At 45.0% G+C, this 15,768-nt stretch carries 14 protein-coding genes; 7 read left to right on the top strand and 7 right to left on the bottom strand.

The genetic code is table 11. The annotated features are described in order from the left end of the window. Positions 1 to 14: 14 nt before the first annotated feature. The 5 genes from rbsB to torA all read left to right on the top strand — a co-directional run bounded on the left by rbsB (position 15) and on the right by torA (position 7,126). Positions 15 to 893 (top strand): ribose ABC transporter substrate-binding protein RbsB, encoded by an 879-nt coding sequence (rbsB, locus tag C942_RS07075; RefSeq protein ID WP_007464058.1) that lies wholly within the window; start codon positions 15 to 17, stop codon positions 891 to 893. Positions 894 to 1,072: 179 nt separating this feature from the next. Then, entirely contained in the window at positions 1,073 to 1,993 is a 921-nt protein-coding gene (gene rbsK, locus C942_RS07070) for a ribokinase (RefSeq protein WP_007464056.1), read from the top strand. A 105-nt stretch (positions 1,994 to 2,098) separates the two neighbouring features. Further along, on the top strand, positions 2,099 to 3,100 hold the full coding sequence (locus tag C942_RS07065; RefSeq protein ID WP_007464054.1) for a substrate-binding domain-containing protein: 1,002 nt from the start codon (positions 2,099 to 2,101) through the stop codon (positions 3,098 to 3,100). Between the two features lie 421 nt (positions 3,101 to 3,521). Then, on the top strand, positions 3,522 to 4,637 hold the full coding sequence (locus C942_RS07060; protein WP_036798967.1) for a NapC/NirT family cytochrome c: 1,116 nt from the start codon (positions 3,522 to 3,524) through the stop codon (positions 4,635 to 4,637). Continuing rightward, positions 4,637 to 7,126 (top strand): trimethylamine-N-oxide reductase TorA, encoded by a 2,490-nt coding sequence (gene torA, locus C942_RS07055; protein WP_007464050.1) that lies wholly within the window; start codon positions 4,637 to 4,639, stop codon positions 7,124 to 7,126. Before C942_RS07060 ends, torA begins: the two co-directional genes overlap by 1 nt. A gap of 90 nt (positions 7,127 to 7,216) precedes the next feature. Here the strand turns inward: torA and C942_RS07050 are convergent, their stop codons facing one another. The 6 genes from C942_RS07050 to C942_RS07025 all read right to left on the bottom strand — a co-directional run bounded on the left by C942_RS07050 (position 7,217) and on the right by C942_RS07025 (position 12,359). Then, entirely contained in the window at positions 7,217 to 7,666 is a 450-nt protein-coding gene (locus C942_RS07050) for a dCMP deaminase family protein (protein WP_007464048.1), read from the bottom strand. Between the two features lie 235 nt (positions 7,667 to 7,901). Further along, positions 7,902 to 8,729, bottom strand: a complete 828-nt coding sequence (locus C942_RS07045; protein ID WP_007464046.1) for a hypothetical protein — start codon at positions 8,727 to 8,729, stop codon at positions 7,902 to 7,904. A gap of 11 nt (positions 8,730 to 8,740) precedes the next feature. Then, a complete protein-coding gene (locus C942_RS07040; RefSeq protein ID WP_007464044.1) occupies positions 8,741 to 9,985 on the bottom strand; it encodes a hypothetical protein in 1,245 nt (414 codons plus the stop codon). A 13-nt stretch (positions 9,986 to 9,998) separates the two neighbouring features. Beyond that, a complete protein-coding gene (locus C942_RS07035; protein WP_007464041.1) occupies positions 9,999 to 10,532 on the bottom strand; it encodes an NADPH-dependent FMN reductase in 534 nt (177 codons plus the stop codon). Between the two features lie 38 nt (positions 10,533 to 10,570). After that, entirely contained in the window at positions 10,571 to 11,266 is a 696-nt protein-coding gene (locus C942_RS07030) for a pirin family protein (protein ID WP_007464039.1), read from the bottom strand. Between the two features lie 196 nt (positions 11,267 to 11,462). After that, the gene (locus C942_RS07025; protein ID WP_007464037.1) at positions 11,463 to 12,359 is read right to left on the bottom strand and encodes a DsbA family protein; all 897 of its coding nucleotides are present in this window, start codon (positions 12,357 to 12,359) and stop codon (positions 11,463 to 11,465) included. Between the two features lie 378 nt (positions 12,360 to 12,737). On the opposite strand from C942_RS07025, the gene C942_RS07020 reads away from it, so the two are divergent. After that, the gene (locus C942_RS07020) at positions 12,738 to 13,637 is read left to right on the top strand and encodes a LysR family transcriptional regulator (RefSeq protein WP_036798964.1); all 900 of its coding nucleotides are present in this window, start codon (positions 12,738 to 12,740) and stop codon (positions 13,635 to 13,637) included. A gap of 222 nt (positions 13,638 to 13,859) precedes the next feature. Beyond that, entirely contained in the window at positions 13,860 to 14,951 is a 1,092-nt protein-coding gene (locus C942_RS07015) for an NADH:flavin oxidoreductase (protein WP_007464034.1), read from the top strand. A 154-nt stretch (positions 14,952 to 15,105) separates the two neighbouring features. Here C942_RS07015 and trmY read toward each other — a convergent pair whose 3' ends face one another. Then, positions 15,106 to 15,702, bottom strand: coding sequence for a tRNA (pseudouridine(54)-N(1))-methyltransferase TrmY (trmY, locus tag C942_RS07010; protein ID WP_007464033.1), 597 nt, complete (start codon positions 15,700 to 15,702; stop codon positions 15,106 to 15,108). Positions 15,703 to 15,768 lie beyond the last annotated feature (66 nt).

Raw genomic sequence — 15,768 nt, 5'->3', positions numbered from 1 at the left:
GAAAGGAAAACGGAATGAAAAAGTTAGCAACCCTAATCTCAGCTGCCGTAATTTCAGCTTCTTTCAGCACGACCGCTGCCGCGCAAGATACAATGGCGATGGTTGTTTCGACCCTGAATAACCCATTCTTTGTCACAATGAAAGAAGGTGCAGAGGCAAAAGCAAAAGAACTGGGGTATAACCTGATTGTTCTTGATTCTCAAAACGACCCGAGCAAGGAATTGTCTAATGTTGAGGATCTGACTGTCCGCGGTGTAAAAGCAATCCTGATCAACCCAACCGATTCAGATGCCGTTTCTAACGCAATCCGTATGGCAAACCGTTCTAAGATCCCTGTCCTGACTCTGGACCGTGGTGCAAGCCGTGGTGAAGTTGTCAGCCATATCGCATCTGATAACGTTGCCGGTGGTGAAATGGCCGGTAAGTTCATCATGGAAAAAGTTGGTGAGAAAGCACGCGTTATCCAGCTAGAAGGTATCGCTGGTACATCAGCTGCCCGTGAACGTGGTAAGGGCTTCATGCAAGCAGTTGATGCTCACAGCATGAACCTGCTGGCCAGCCAGCCTGCTGACTTCGACCGCACCAAAGGCCTGAACGTAATGGAAAACATGCTGGCTGCAAACCCGGATGTTCAGGCTGTATTTGCTCAGAATGACGAAATGGCGCTGGGCGCACTTCGCGCAGTTCAGGCTTCAGGTAAAGATGTTCTGATTGTCGGCTTCGACGGCACAGATGACGGTATTGCAGCGGTTAAACGCGGCAAACTGGCAGCTACAATCGCTCAGCAGCCGGATCTGATTGGTGCTCTGGGTGTAGAAACCGCCGATAAGATGCTGAAAGGCGAAAAAGTAGATGCGAACATTCCTGTTCCACTGAAAGTTATTTCTAAATAATCAATAGTATCAGGAACCTGACTCCAGGCTCTGTAATGAGCCACTTAGGAACTGGAAGTCAGGTTCCGATCTATTAACCAGAATCTATCGTTTAGTGCCAACGTTGATGCCAAACGAAACACTAACCCATATATTCTGGCCCGATAAAACGGCAAACGTACAGTTAAAAAGGTTTCAATATGAATAAATTAGTTGTTCTTGGTAGCGTTAATGCCGACCACGTTTTACAGGTTGCTTCTTTCCCGCGTCCGGGAGAAACCTTACATGGCCACAGTTATTGCGTTATCCCCGGCGGTAAAGGTGCCAACCAGGCTGTTGCCGCTGCACGTCTGGGTGCCGATGTTGCCTTTATTGCCTGTGTTGGTGATGACAGCTTCGGCTACCAGATGCGAGAAGAATTCGCCAAAGAAGGAATGAATACAGAAGCAGTTCTTGTAGAAGAAAACGTGCCAACAGGCATTGCGATGATTCAAGTTGCTGCCACCGGCGAAAACAGCATCTGTATTTCTGCTGAAGCGAACGCCTGCCTGACACCGAAGCGCCTTGAGCCTCATCATCACCTGCTTGCTAATGCTGATACCCTGCTGATGCAGCTGGAAACGCCGATTGAAACAATCGAAGCTGCGGCAAAGGTGGCACAAGAAGCAGGTACTCGTGTTGTACTAAATCCTGCCCCTGCTCAGCCATTATCTGATGACTTATTGCAACTTATTGATATGATTACGCCTAATGAAACAGAGGCAGAATTGCTTACTGGCGTAAAAGTAGAAGATACAGCGTCAGCACAGAAAGCAGCAGATGTCCTGCATGCCAAGGGGATCAAACAGGTTATGATCACTCTGGGTAGCCAGGGGGTCTGGATCAGCAACGAAGGAAAAGGCCAGCAAGTACCAGGCTTCCGCGTTGATGCAAAAGATACCACCGCGGCAGGTGATACCTTTAACGGAGCCCTTCTGACTGGGCTTCAGGAAGGCAAAGCCCTTGATGATGCGATCCGGTTCGCACATGCCGCAGCTGCCATTTCAGTAACAAGAATGGGTGCTCAGACTTCAATTCCACACCGCAGAGAAGTGGAACGCTTTCTGATTGAGCACCATTAAGTAAATTGCCTGTATAACCAGCTTCAGACCCTGCCACACTCAGGTTAGAAGAATGTCAGTTATACAGGCTGTACCAGTTATCTGGTATGTGTCAGGGAGAACTCAATGGCGACAATCAAAGATGTTGCAAAGCGCGCCGGGGTATCCACCTCAACGGTCAGCCATGTACTCAATAAGACCCGGTTTGTCAGTGAAGACATTTCTGTCCGGGTAATGGCAGCAGTAGAAGAACTGAACTACGCCCCTTCTGCCCTTGCCCGCAGTCTAAAGGTAAACCATACCCGTACCTTCGGTATGCTGGTTACCACCTCTACCAATCCCTTTTTCGGTGAAGTCGTAAAAGGCGTTGAACGCCGTTGTTACGAGCAGGGTTATAACCTGATCCTTTGTAATACCGAAGGCGATGTCGAGCGCATGCGCTCTAACTTAGATACACTGCTGCAAAAGCGCGTTGATGGCTTGCTACTAATGTGCAGCGAAGTCGAAGGCCGGGATTTCGACCTTTTCACCCGCCACCAGCCGGTTCCGACTGTCGTTATGGACTGGGGCCCGATAGGCTTTCCAAGCGATAAAATTCAGGACAACTCACATCACGGCGGCTACCTTGCCACTCGACACTTAATCGAAAAAGGTCACACTAAAATAGGCTGCTTAACCGGCCCGCTGGATAAACTGCCGGCCCAGCAACGTTTGTCAGGTTTTGCTCAGGCAATGGAAGAAGCCGGACTGGAAATCAACAAGCAGTGGATCGTTTCCGGATCATTTGAATGCGAAGGCGGTGAGCAAGCCTTCAATGAAATATACGAGCGAGGCCCACTACCTACAGCCCTATTTGTCTGTAACGATATGATGGCAATGGGCGTGATTAATACAGCTCACAAAAAAGGATTGTCCGTACCGGATGACATTTCCATCATCGGATATGATGACATCAAGCTGGCTAAATATATCACGCCGTCACTCACTACTATCCATCAGCCAAAACATCGTCTTGGCCAGCAGGCTGTTGATACGCTATTGGATAAAATCCAGAACAAGCGAGCTTCTAACAAAGTCATTCAACTCGAACCGACACTGGTTGAGCGTGACAGCGTAAAAGCTATCTAGCTCCATTCGCAGAGCTAATCATCCGCAAGAAGAGTGCACATAACGCACTCTTCTCCTCTTTCACCAAAATACCTTCAATACCCCGAAAACATACCTTTCGACCAAATTATTCACAACAAGAAATATGTTGTCATCCGCAATCAGAGCAAAGCATCCTCTTCAGCACTAAAACCATTGTAAATAGCAGTTTTTTACTCACCATTTTATAAAATGCGCATCACATAACCATGATTTTTGAAATTATTACTGCATCAATTTCATAACAGCAACCAAACAAGCGTTGAGAAATCGACCAAACAAATACCCCTTTAGCAGTATTTATTACCGTATCAGCACTGACTTTTGTAGGATATTTCCGCTTATTTCACCTCATTAAAAAATATAAACAATGTCGATAAACAAATTTCAAAAATCATTAAAAATGAAGACGCTATTCGGGCTGCTGGCTCTTGGCGCACTTGGAGGCATTGCCGCATTTGGCACCGTAGCTGTCGTCATGCACAAAACAAGTTCAACTGAGTTTTGTGTATCTTGCCACTCAATGGAAAAGCCGTTGGCTGAATACCAAGGTACAATCCACTACCAAAATAAACACGGTGTGCGTGCTGAGTGTGCTGATTGCCACATTCCAACCGATACCATTGACTACCTGTTTACTAAAGTTCGTGCAGCAAAAGACATCTATCATGAACTGGCCGGCACAATTGATACTGATGAAGCCTATGAGGCACGCCGCCAACACATGGCAGAAACAGTATGGCAGCAAATGAAAGCCAACGATTCTGCAACTTGCCGTAACTGTCACGACTTCAATGCAATGACACTGCTTGAGCAGCGTCCGACAGCTCGCGATATGCACCAACAAGCGATTGCTAACAATCAAACCTGTATCGACTGTCACAAAGGTATCGCACACCTGCTACCAGACACCTCTGGTTCCGCACAATCAGGCGCAGCAAAACTAGCAAAGGCAGCCTTGTCAGCTTCAGAAACAGCGACACAACTGTTTACTTATGAAACCACCCAGTTCTTCCTTGGTGAAGCGGACAGCCATAACCAAGGTAACCTGCTGCCAACAACTGAAATCGAAGTAACCACCCGTGGTACTGAACGAATTCAAGGGGTTGTTCATGGTTGGCAACAGGACGGTGTTGACTCAGTGATCTACGGGCAACAAGGAAAACGAATCCTTTCTGCGCTTCTAGGTGATGATGCCAAAGCGGCGGTTGAGAAACTGGCAACTGTAACTGACGAAGCTACAGGCATTGTATGGCATCAAGTTAATCTGAAACTATGGGTGGAAACCAACAAGCTGCTTGATAATGACAAAGCCCTTTGGGACTACTCATCTGAGCTAATGTCAGCAAACTGTACCGGTTGTCATGGCTTAACCCCGCTGGATCACTTTAACTCAAACCAATGGATTGGTGTTATCAAAGGCATGGAATCCCGTACGTCTCTTACTCCAGAGCAAAGCAGAATACTAACTCAATACGTTCAGAAACACGCAAGCGATATGACGGGAAGTAAACACTAATGAGCAAGCAATCCATGACCAAAAAAGACGAAGTTTTTCTTAGCCGTCGTCGCTTCCTGAAAAGTGCGGCTGCCCTTGCCGCGGTACCGGCAATCAACAGCATTTTGCCCAAAACAGCGCTAGCAAAAGCCGTTGAAGAAGCACTTCCTCACTTCAGATACACAAAAACAGCCCATAAAGGCATTCTAAGTGCTGCTCACTGGGGCGCATTCCAGGGTGTTGTGAAAGACGGCAAAATGATCGATGCAATTGCCATAGACGATGATCCGGCACCAAATGAGCTGATCAAAATGGTTCCACATCAGGTGCACGCAAAAAACCGCGTTAAATACCCTATGGTTCGCCGAAACTACCTTGAAGGTGGCGCTGGTGCAAGAAAAGAAAAACGCGGTAACGATGAGTGGGTTCGAGTCAGCTGGGATAAAGCCACGGAGCTGGTTGCCGGTGAGATTACCCGTCTACAGGAAAACTTCGGTCCATCATCAATTTATGCCGGGTCATATGGCTGGAAGAGTACAGGTATGTTCCATAACAGCCGTACCCTACTTCACCGCCTGATGAATCTGACCGGGGGCTTCTTGGGCTATGCCGGTGACTACTCAACCGGTGCCGCGCAGATGATCATGCCGCACGTTATGGGCTCTATGGAAGTTTACGAACAGCAAACCGCATGGCCTGTGGTTGTTGAAAGCAGCGAGCTGGTTGTTCTGTGGGGCTTCAATGCAATGGCAACGCTAAAGAATGCGTGGAACGTGCCGGATCACGAAGGTCAGGCAGGCCTAAAAGCACTGAAAGAAAAAGGCACCCGTGTCATTGCTATCGACCCGATCCGCAATGAAACGATCGAGTACATGAACGCAGAGTGGATTGCCCCACGTCCGTATACTGACGTTGCAATGATGCTGGGTATGGCTCATACCCTTTACAGCGAGAATCTGCACGACAAAGAGTTCCTTAAATATTACACCACCGGCTTTGACAAGTTCCTTGCTTACCTGACAGGCGAAGTTGACGGCGAGCCGAAAACGGCAGAATGGGCAGCCAACGTTTGTGGTATCGATGCCGAAACTATCAAGATGCTGGCACGTGAATTTGCCAAAAACCGTACTATGCTGATGGCTGGCTGGGGCATGCAGCGCCAGCACCATGGCGAGCAACCTAACTGGATGCTGGTTACACTAGCTGCAATGTTGGGTCAGATTGGCTTACCCGGCGGTGGCTTCGGTTTTAGCTATCACTACTCCTCAGGCGGTAGCCCAACAGCAAAAGGCGGCATTCTGGCAGGTATCAACGCCGGTAAAGCACCAAAAGATTCTCCGGCTCCTATCCCGGTTGCCCGTATTGTTGATGCCATCATGAACCCAGGTAAGACCATTAAGTTCAATGGCCGTAAGGTTACCTACCCTAACATCAAAATGGTTTACGTGGCCGGCGGTAACCCATTCCACCAGCATCAGGACACTAATACCCTGCTAAAAGCATGGCAGCAGCTTGATACCATTATTGTTCAGGAACCTTACTGGACGGCATCAGCAAAACATGCAGATATCGTACTTCCAGCAACAACCGCTTACGAGCGTAATGATCTGGATATGGGCGGTGATTACTCACAACGTTATGTGTTCCCGATGCATAAAATCGTTGAGCCTCAGCACGAAGCCAAAAGTGACTTTGACATTTATGTATCGCTGGCAGCTAAGCTGGGTGTAAAAGAAGCTTACACCGAAGGCAAAGACGAAATGCAATGGCTAAAAGAAATGTATGACGGCATGGCTAAACAAGCTAGAGCAAACCGTGTACCTCTACCACCATTCGAGATGTTCTGGAATGCTAACGACTACGTTGTCTTCCCGATCCCTGAAGCCAACAAACGTTGGATACGTCACGCAGATTTCCGCGATAATCCGCTGCTTAACCCACTGGGCACTCCATCAGGCCGTATCGAAATCTTCTCCGATACAATAGCTAAGATGGATTATGCGGACTGTGCCCCGCACCCAAAATGGTATGAGCCACGCGAATGGTACAAAGCCGATATCGCTAAAAAATACCCATTGTCGCTCAACACCGCGCACCCGACTCAGCGACTACACTCTCAGTTAGACAACACGCCATTGCGTGATAAATATGCCATCGCAAACCGCGAGGCTGTGATGATCAACAACCAAGATGCAAAAGCCCGCGGTATAAAACATGGCGATCTGGTGCGAGCGTTCAACGATCGTGGTCAAATTCTTGTGGGCGCGCTGGTATCTGCAGATATCCGCCCAGGGGGTGTTCGTATTTGTGAAGGTGCATGGTACGACTCAGATAATCCTGGACAAACAGGAGGTATGTGTCGAAACGGTTGTGTGAACGTACTAACATTCGATCAGGGTTCATCACAGCTGGCGCAAGGTAACTGTGGTCATATGGCACAGCTGGAAATTGAGAAATACCTTGGCGATGCGCCGGTTAACCTGGCCCATACTTCACCAAAAAATGCTTAATTCACTTATTTAAGCCAAATAGCACATATAAATAAAATAAGGGCAGAACAAACGTTCTGCCCTTTTTATATGTGGATAGCTCAAAAAGCTTTATTTCTTCGCCAGTTCATCCAGTGGCAACCAGTTAATCTTTACTCCAGCTTGAGTAAACATATCCTGACTCACTTTGATTTTGTCCCCCCAACGAGACAGGAAATCTTCGGTCTGTTCCGGGCAGTTAACTACAGAAATACCAGTCTGAATGATTTTAGCCGCACAGTTCGGGCACGGAAAGTGTGTCACCCAGATATCACAGCCAGCCAAGTCACGTTTAGAGAACAAGATTGCATTCTCTTCCGCATGCAGCGTTTTCAGTAGCTTCATATCACGGTCATCAATATCCGCACTGTCTGATATACCATGCGGATAGCCGTTAAAACCAACGGATACGATACGGTTACCCTGCGTGATCACAGCCCCCACTTGTGTTGACGGGTCCTTACTCCAGGAACCTACCAACTCGGCCATTTGAAAAAAGCGCACAGCCCATTTAGAAATCATGATCTTCACCTTGTTGTAGCTATTGCCTTTATTCTGCAAGACTTAACAACTCACCACAAGGGGATTTTAAATGATATACAGTTGCAAAAAGGGAAATAAATTCAATAATGGCCAGTTTGATTTCTATTTCAACAACAATGACACCAAATTGTTAGTAATCACCTACTATTTACGACTTAACGACTGACTGAACGTGATAAAAGCTTACAACTATACATAAAATCAATACCCCAATTTACTTCTCATCAAGCTGTACAGGGATGGAAATCCACTGCTGGCCTGCACTTTCCCTCGCAAGAGAGGGTTGATCAAATAAACCTGTCAGCCTGTTGCCAGCTACATCTTCCAATACAGGGTCAACAACTACCTGATACTGGCTGCTCTCCCATAGCTGCTCCGGTGTGAAAATCCACTGCTGCTCATGCTTTGAAAGCGCGATGCTTCCAGCTACTGTGTTTCCGACTTCATCTTTCACCCGAATACGATATGCCAGCGAAACGTGATCCATTTTTCCGTTCAAATCTATCTTTAGCGGCTCATTAGAACCCTGCTCAGGCTGATGGATCGTCCATTCATGAATATCTGGCACTTCGTAATCAGCTTCTGTCGCTGTAAAAGTTTTCCGAAATGTGCGGTTCAGATAGCAGCCATCTACGTCCGCCGCCGATGTATCAATAACTAACTGATACTCTTCACCAGGCTTAAGTGCCCGTCCCATCGCATTATGTGCAACCAGCCCTGTTTTAACCCGCCCGGGGTCAAATAGAAGTGTCAAACGCGAGCTGTCCGGACTCCAAAGATCAAATTTATTATCAAGGAATACACCATCTAGCCTGTTCCCGTCTTGATCCACCAGATAAACCGAGGACAAGATATCCTGACGTTGCATCGGTTTTGAAAAATAGACGTAAAACCGAAGTAAATTCTCAGGCAGAACATCAGCAGTCGGATAGACTGCTGACACCTGAGCTTTGTCTGCCATTGATTCGCATTGAGAAGCTAACACTGTTGAAGAACAAATCATTAATCCCATTGCTATGCTGAACAGATAAGCTGCTTTCATACTTGCTCTCCTTAACGAACCAGATCGCTATAACCAGAATCAGTTTTCAGTAGATTCTGGAATGACCGGAACATATCCTGCTCTGGAACATACTTGTAATTAGAGAAGTTATATTCACTGATAAAATCATTCAGGCGGAAATATGCTCCTTTACGGAACGAGACCAAATCCATATCTCCGGTTACCATGTTTCTTTTCAAGGTTGCAATGAACTGCTCATCCTGATCCGCAGCCTGTAGAACACCCGCCAATGGTACCGGACGAGTTGCTACACCTGCTTTCGCCCACATTTCCGGCGTAGACAGTCCCTTCTGCTTATTAGCATTAACAATGTCCGAGACACGAATTAAATCCGCACTTCGCTCTTTATGAAGAACCAACACATAATCTTCCATTTTCTGCTGTTGATTCTGGGCTGTGAAATGAATGACATCCAATGGCGTGTTACCGTAACCAAGCTCGGCAATGGTTTTTCCTTTCACATGGGCATCGTTTTTTAATTGGCTGGTTGGAATAGTTACTAACGGAGTACAGGTATAAGCCGCCACCACGGTTTCCTCTCCATCCAGATCCAGTACAGTCATAGCCCGAATAGGAGCTCGGGTTTCAGTCTGGTTATGAACCGTATGGTAAATTTCCACATGTGAAGTCGTGGAGGATTTATCAAACGGATACGTAATCTTACGCAAGGTTGATGCAAACTCGCCGGTCGATAGACTGGAAACATAAAGAGTGCCATTAACGTAATCCAAATCAGTAATGCCCAGCGTAGATGCAGGAATGTCGCGCCAGAATTTGACCCCATCCGTTGCGGTATCAGTCAGCTTCTTAACCGTTTTAGGCAACGACTTTAAATCGACCTTAGCTAAATCACCGTTCTGGTTCGCACGGATGATAACTGGCGTCCGTTTTCCTTTTACCTGAGTGGACAAAGAAATAAAGGCTTCTTTACTTACCGGGTGGATCGCAATGTCATGATAGTTAATTGAATGGCTGTCAACACCGAGAAGTTTTGCAATCTTGCTACCGGCACCTTCCAGGTTATAACTGGCTGACGTTTTCGCTGGTTTCACTGTTGGCAATTCATACGCCAGAATTTGCCCGCCGTCTGAATCCGCAACAAAAAGTGTATTTTTATCTGCAAATTCAAGAATGGTCGCTGAGACGGGTTGTGCCCCGGCATTTACTGTCAGGCTTGCAGTTCCAAGTGAAAGAGCAGCAATGGCATTAAGTGCAAATACTTTTGACTTCTTCATGATAACCTCTTCTTTACACGCTCGGTAAAAGCTTGTTCATAGTCAGAATTAACTGTTGTTTGATCTCGGGATTACTCAGCTCCTCTGCTCCCATATCAAAATTGTCAAAGAAGCTGGGTATAGAAAGACTTGCTTTTACATCGGCACCAAAAAACTGTGCAGACTGATTAGCCGACATCAAAACACTCGCCGCTCCTCCAGGTCCCGGAGATGTCGAAAGGAAGACGACAGGCTTATGCTGGAAGACTTCACGTTTAATCCGGCTGGCCCAATCGAAAATATTCTTAAAGGCAGCCGTATAAGTGCCATTATGTTCAGCAAAAGAAACAACAATCGCATCTGAAGATTCAAGTTTTTCAATAAAATCAAAAGCCGGCTGAGGCTGCCCGAACATAGCCTCTCTATCTTCATTAAACAGAGGCATTTCATAGTCATTGAGATCCAGAATTTCCGTTTCGGCTCCAGGAACCAAAGAGGCAGCATAAGCAGCTAATATCTTATTAATCGACGAGTTACTGGTACTTGCTCCAAAGGCAACAACTTTCATTAATTTTTCTCCAATACTGTGAGTAATCTTTTTATGATTTATTGAAATTTCTCAGTGCCTTGAATCAGCACCAATCCAAAATCTTCATCTGAGGTAAGTTTCAATACTTCACCCTCCATGAGATCTCCCACTTTCACTGGCTGTCCATTAGCTACCGCAGTCCCCTTAGTAATCATGGCGACGAAAGGCTGTTCACAACTGACAGACTGGCCTTTTGAGATAAAACCAACCTGACAAGTCATATTGCTATGAAAGCTCTCGGTTCCCTTTCCACCCAGTACGGTTGTCAGCTCACCTTCTTTAAGGCTGAAATTCTGGTAATCCGGCTGCAGACCGTTTTCCGGAGGTAAAAACCAAATTTGAATAATTTCAGCCTTGGCATCGTTCATGCTGAACTCTGCGTGTTGCATTCCGGTTCCCGCCCGCTGAACCTGAACGCCTGGCCCTTCAATGACGGTTCCGTCACCAATCGAGCCTTTATGACCGACAGCACCATTCAGAATCACACTCACAATGTCTACATCATTGTGAGGATGTAGCGGTGCGCCATCATTAGGTTTGAAATAACCACTAGCGAGATAAATGAAATCTCCAAGGCCATGACTGATGTCCTGACGCTGACCCGCGTCCTTCCAAACGGCCGGATTCTTCACCATATGGGTTTCAACTATTCCGGCGAAACCACCGACAGGTAGATCATCCCGATGGATAATGCGAAGAGGCTGAGCATTCATAACTTTATTCTCCATTCCGAGCCTTTAATTGTAGAAATCACCCGCAAATTTAATTGAGTTTAGTTAAAGGCTCTGGTGTTGCGAGCTTGTAAATAAAGATAATCCATTCCTGAAACAATTAAATCTGTGTTAATTTGAATACTTAGTATTCTCTTCAGGAATAGTGATGACTGTGGATAAACTGGCTAGTTTTTAGTTATAAAGAACACGTACCACTTAGAGGATCACACGTTAATATACTTGGAGTTATTGAATACATTACACCATTACCCAGGTTCTTCTCTTTTATTAACCCTTGACTTGTAAGTTCCGCTAATATTTCATTCGCTCTTTTTTCTGAAATATTAAAAACAGTTGTCACTTCGATAAGAGCAACATTTTGGTGACGACTAATAAAGTCTAATACTTGAGCCATACTGGCCTTAATTTCTTTTTGTTTTATTTTATTATCGGACAACTCTCGTAAGCAGAACTCAAAAGTTTGATATGGGATGTAGCCATTTAATATAAATTCATCGTTATTTCCTTTCACAATATAACTAGGAAAACCATGAATAGCTTTTTGTCGACACTCTAGGCGATCACGGTGAAATGCTTTGATAGCAGCTCCACTTTCAATGCTATCTCTGAACAGTTCGACATCCAAACCCACCTCTAGTGCAAGAGCTTCCTGAACTTCTCTATGCTGAATGATTTGTCGTTCAATAGATGCCGCTTCCCGCAATCTTCTCAAATAGCGATGTGCCTTTATTTCTCCTTGAAATGTGGCGACTTCATAAGCAATGCAAGCCGGATGTGTTGAAAAATGCTCATTTTTCATATCATAGAAAACGCGCTCATCTACTGGCATTTTATGGCGGCTTGAAGCTTCCAACCAATGTGCCGCAACGTCTTTATACCAATATTCGCCACCAATACCGTTGGCCGGGTCATGAAATTGCCTGATGTCCTCAACTAAGCCCCCCATAACATAACGAATATGAATCTGTTCACCATACTGTTCTTTTAACTTTCGAAGTATTGGCTCTGATCCCCAACACCAAGTACAATAAGGATCTGTATAACAAATAATTTCAATAATATTCTCTTTCATAATATTCAACTTCAAAGTTATATATACCTATGAAAAATTAATCACGACCAAGATCTGAGCGTTTTTAATCGGCAACCTTAGACATATAAATAATGCAATGGATTTTTAAAAACCTTTACTACTAAAAACAACACTCCACGTAATTCTCATATAACGAGAGACTTTCCACTTCTAAAATCAGCTCTTCAATTTTAATTTAAGTGCCATTTTCAACTGCAGAACGATGCGTTATTTCCTTACTGAAATTTCAACGAAGCAATGTAAAATAAATTTCAACAATAGCCTACTCAACAGTTTTTTAGTGTAATCTATGCTTGTAATAACTACATTCAGGCTTTTATGAATACAAGGTATTCCCAATCGGAATAATGAAGATCAATGGATACACTAATTGCTATGCGCTCATTTGTACGGGTTGTTGAAACCGGGAGCTTTTCCACTGTTGCCAGAGAGGAGAACACCACCCAGGCAACAATCAGCAAACGCGTAGCTGCGCTGGAATCAAATCTGGGCACACAGTTGCTGGTAAGAGGAAGCCGAACTCACACACTGACTGAGACGGGACAAAGCTATTATGAGCGTGTGATTAATATATTACGTGAAATTGAGCAGGCCGAGAGTGAAGCCAGATCGTTAACAACGACACCAAGAGGAAAACTTAGGGTCACGGTTCCAGTCATGTTTGGAACCCTCTATATTGCGCCAGTAATTCCTGAATTTTTAGCCACTTACCCTGAAATCCAACTCGATCTGAAATTTAGTGAGAAGATGGTTGATCTGGTTGAAGAAGGCATTGATGTTGCCATTCGACTGGGTGACTTAAAAGACTCTTCAATGATAGCCCGACGTTTAGGCTCGGACGATCTCATTATTGTCGCCTCCCCCGGTTATCTGGAGAAACACTCAATACCTCAGCACCCACTTGAGTTAAAGCAACACAACTGCCTCGTTTATAGTCTGGGAGCCAAGGGAAATATCTGGAACTTCTCAAACCAGAAGGAAGATAGCGCCGTTCAGGTTTCAGGTAATTTTCAATGTGATACCGGATGTGGTCTGATGGAAATGCTACTGGCAGATACCGGCATCTCGTTTATGCCCACCTGGCTGGTGGCACCCTATATCGAGTCTGGGCAACTGGTTCATATACTCAAAGACTACTATAAAAGGTACCCAATCAATGCCGTTTATCCACTGAACCGTAACATCCCGCTTAAAACAAAATGTTTTATGGACTTCATAGAAGAAAAAATCAAAACGAACCCGGTTCTTGCTGCATAAAACCAAGGTTGAATGCAGCTGATTCAAATTCAACCAAACATGATCTTTCAACATGAAAATGGCTCGACTTTAATCCAGATTAAGGATCTTCATCCGTATTGTCGTTATTGTGCAGTTACTCATCAAACTCACTACACATACATAAAATATTGTATAGCTGTTCTTTTCTGGTTCTTTGTAACACTGATGAATAGCACTAAACCGATTTAAAGAGGATTGGACTTGAGCACTTTGTTTTCAGAAGCCCGTCTTGGCAACATGACGCTTAAAAACCGCTTTATCAGAAGCGCTACATGGGAAAACCTTGCCACAGAAGATGGTCATATGACGGATAAGCTATACGCTATCTACGAAGAACTTGCCAAAGGTGAAGTCGGTCTGATTGTAACGGGTTATGCCAATATTGTAGAAGAAGAGAAGCCCAATGCCGGCATGATGGGAATGTACAATGATTCCTTTATCGATGAGTACAAAAAGCTGACCGAATTAGTACATTCCCATGATTCCAAAATCGTCATGCAGCTTGCCTACGGTGGTACAAAAACCACTCACAACGTCGGAGAAAGGGTGATTTATGCACCGAGTGAAGTGCCAGAACGAGGTACAGGAACACTCGGTAAAGCGATGACTAAAAATGAAATCAACTACATCGTTCAGGCATTCGCACAAGCAAGCCGGAGAGCCCAGGAGTCAGGCTTTGATGGCGTTGAAATTCACGCAGCGCACACCTATTTGATCAACCAGTTTCTGAGCCCGTATTACAATCGTCGAGAAGATGAATACGGCGGCAGTCTCGATAATCGCATGCGATTCCTATTGGAGATATACACAGAGATCAGAAAACTAGTCGGTAATGAGTATCCAATATTAGTGAAACTGACGGCATCAGAGTTTTTTGAGGGTGGCTTAAGCTTCGATGAAACACGCATCATTTGTAAGAAATTAGAAGCCATTGGCGTAGATGGAATCATCATTTCTGGCAACATTCATGGCAAAGCAAACACTATGATTGGTGAGTCTTTTGACGGCCATACCCTGCAGGAAGAAGGCTATTTCCATGAATATGGCGATGTAATTAGCCAGGATGTGAATGTGCCTGTAATTACCGTTGGTGGCCTGAGCGATATTGATGCTATAGAAAAGATCGCAGATAAAACCAACATTCAATACTTTGCTCTATCACGACCTTTGCTTGCTGAACCTCATTTACTCAAGCGCTGGAAAGAAGGTAGCAGAGCACCGGTAGACTGTGAAAGATGCTCAAAATGCCGCACAAGACGTGGCAACTTTTGTGTCGTTCATAAGAAGAGATAATTGAGGCAGATTGCCTAGTAAACACAAACTGAAGTATCAGATCTGGCCTGATACTTCAGTTTGAAAAAAGAGAGTTACCCATTTGGATTAAGGCTCTGGCTCTGGCTCTTAATTCAAAAAACAAAAGCGGCAACTCTCATGTGGATTAATAGGTCTATTGACAGAGATCCAGTTCATTGTGGATCAATACCACACACTGAGAGGCAAACAGCATCTTTGGCCCTAAACTGATTTTTGTTGCTCCTAATCGCTTCAAACTGTTAAAGCTCTTCTTTGGCATAGGGATATGATCTGTAAGTATAAAGCAAGGGTTGCCGTTAAATTCCTGCTCGCGAATAAAAGTACCTTTTTTATCCATCATGAACAGCTGGTAATCCTCAGCTAACTCCTGCACCAGTTTTTCAAAACTAATAGTCTGAACGGTAATCCCGGCTTCTACTTCACGCTTTTGCTCCTTGCTCATACCTTTGGATAGGTCTAATGCCCGGGCTACTTTATTCATAAGCGCTTGCTCATGAAAACCACCGATATTACTAATCTCATTAGCTCTGAAGCAAATGGTACGGGAAAAGTCTTGAGTGCTTTCCAGCACCAAGTAAACCACGACATCTTCGCGGTGCGATTGTGCCACAAAGATAGAGTTCATCAGAGTGTGGGCCAGAATTTCGGTGTGGGCCTCCTGACCTACTGATGCCAATAATTGCTGACTGTCGGTAGGAGCGGATCTGGCTCGTAATACAAAGGCGCGCATAGATGATTGTCCTATTGATATGAATATTGCACTTCTTATAAGTACTGATGCCTATGGTAATTTAGT

It is taken from the genome of Photobacterium marinum, assembly GCF_000331515.1.
Classification (GTDB): Bacteria; Pseudomonadota; Gammaproteobacteria; order Enterobacterales; family Vibrionaceae; genus Photobacterium; species Photobacterium marinum.
This window is presented reverse-complemented; position numbering and strand designations above follow the sequence as displayed.

Bases quoted from the DNA above. Each gene is read 5' to 3' on its own strand.
- trmY (WP_007464033.1), bottom strand. From the start codon at position 15,702: ATGCGCGCCTTTGTATTACGAGCCAGATCCGCTCCTACCGACAGTCAG.
- C942_RS07030 (WP_007464039.1), bottom strand. From the start codon at position 11,266: ATGAATGCTCAGCCTCTTCGCATTATCCATCGGGATGATCTACCTGTC.
- C942_RS07025 (WP_007464037.1), bottom strand. From the start codon at position 12,359: ATGAAAGAGAATATTATTGAAATTATTTGTTATACAGATCCTTATTGT.
- C942_RS07050 (WP_007464048.1), bottom strand. From the start codon at position 7,666: ATGATTTCTAAATGGGCTGTGCGCTTTTTTCAAATGGCCGAGTTGGTA.
- C942_RS07045 (WP_007464046.1), bottom strand. From the start codon at position 8,729: ATGAAAGCAGCTTATCTGTTCAGCATAGCAATGGGATTAATGATTTGT.
- rbsK (WP_007464056.1), top strand. From the start codon at position 1,073: ATGAATAAATTAGTTGTTCTTGGTAGCGTTAATGCCGACCACGTTTTA.
- C942_RS07065 (WP_007464054.1), top strand. From the start codon at position 2,099: ATGGCGACAATCAAAGATGTTGCAAAGCGCGCCGGGGTATCCACCTCA.
- C942_RS07035 (WP_007464041.1), bottom strand. From the start codon at position 10,532: ATGAAAGTTGTTGCCTTTGGAGCAAGTACCAGTAACTCGTCGATTAAT.
- C942_RS07060 (WP_036798967.1), top strand. From the start codon at position 3,522: ATGAAGACGCTATTCGGGCTGCTGGCTCTTGGCGCACTTGGAGGCATT.
- C942_RS07040 (WP_007464044.1), bottom strand. From the start codon at position 9,985: ATGAAGAAGTCAAAAGTATTTGCACTTAATGCCATTGCTGCTCTTTCA.
- rbsB (WP_007464058.1), top strand. From the start codon at position 15: ATGAAAAAGTTAGCAACCCTAATCTCAGCTGCCGTAATTTCAGCTTCT.
- C942_RS07020 (WP_036798964.1), top strand. From the start codon at position 12,738: ATGGATACACTAATTGCTATGCGCTCATTTGTACGGGTTGTTGAAACC.
- torA (WP_007464050.1), top strand. From the start codon at position 4,637: ATGAGCAAGCAATCCATGACCAAAAAAGACGAAGTTTTTCTTAGCCGT.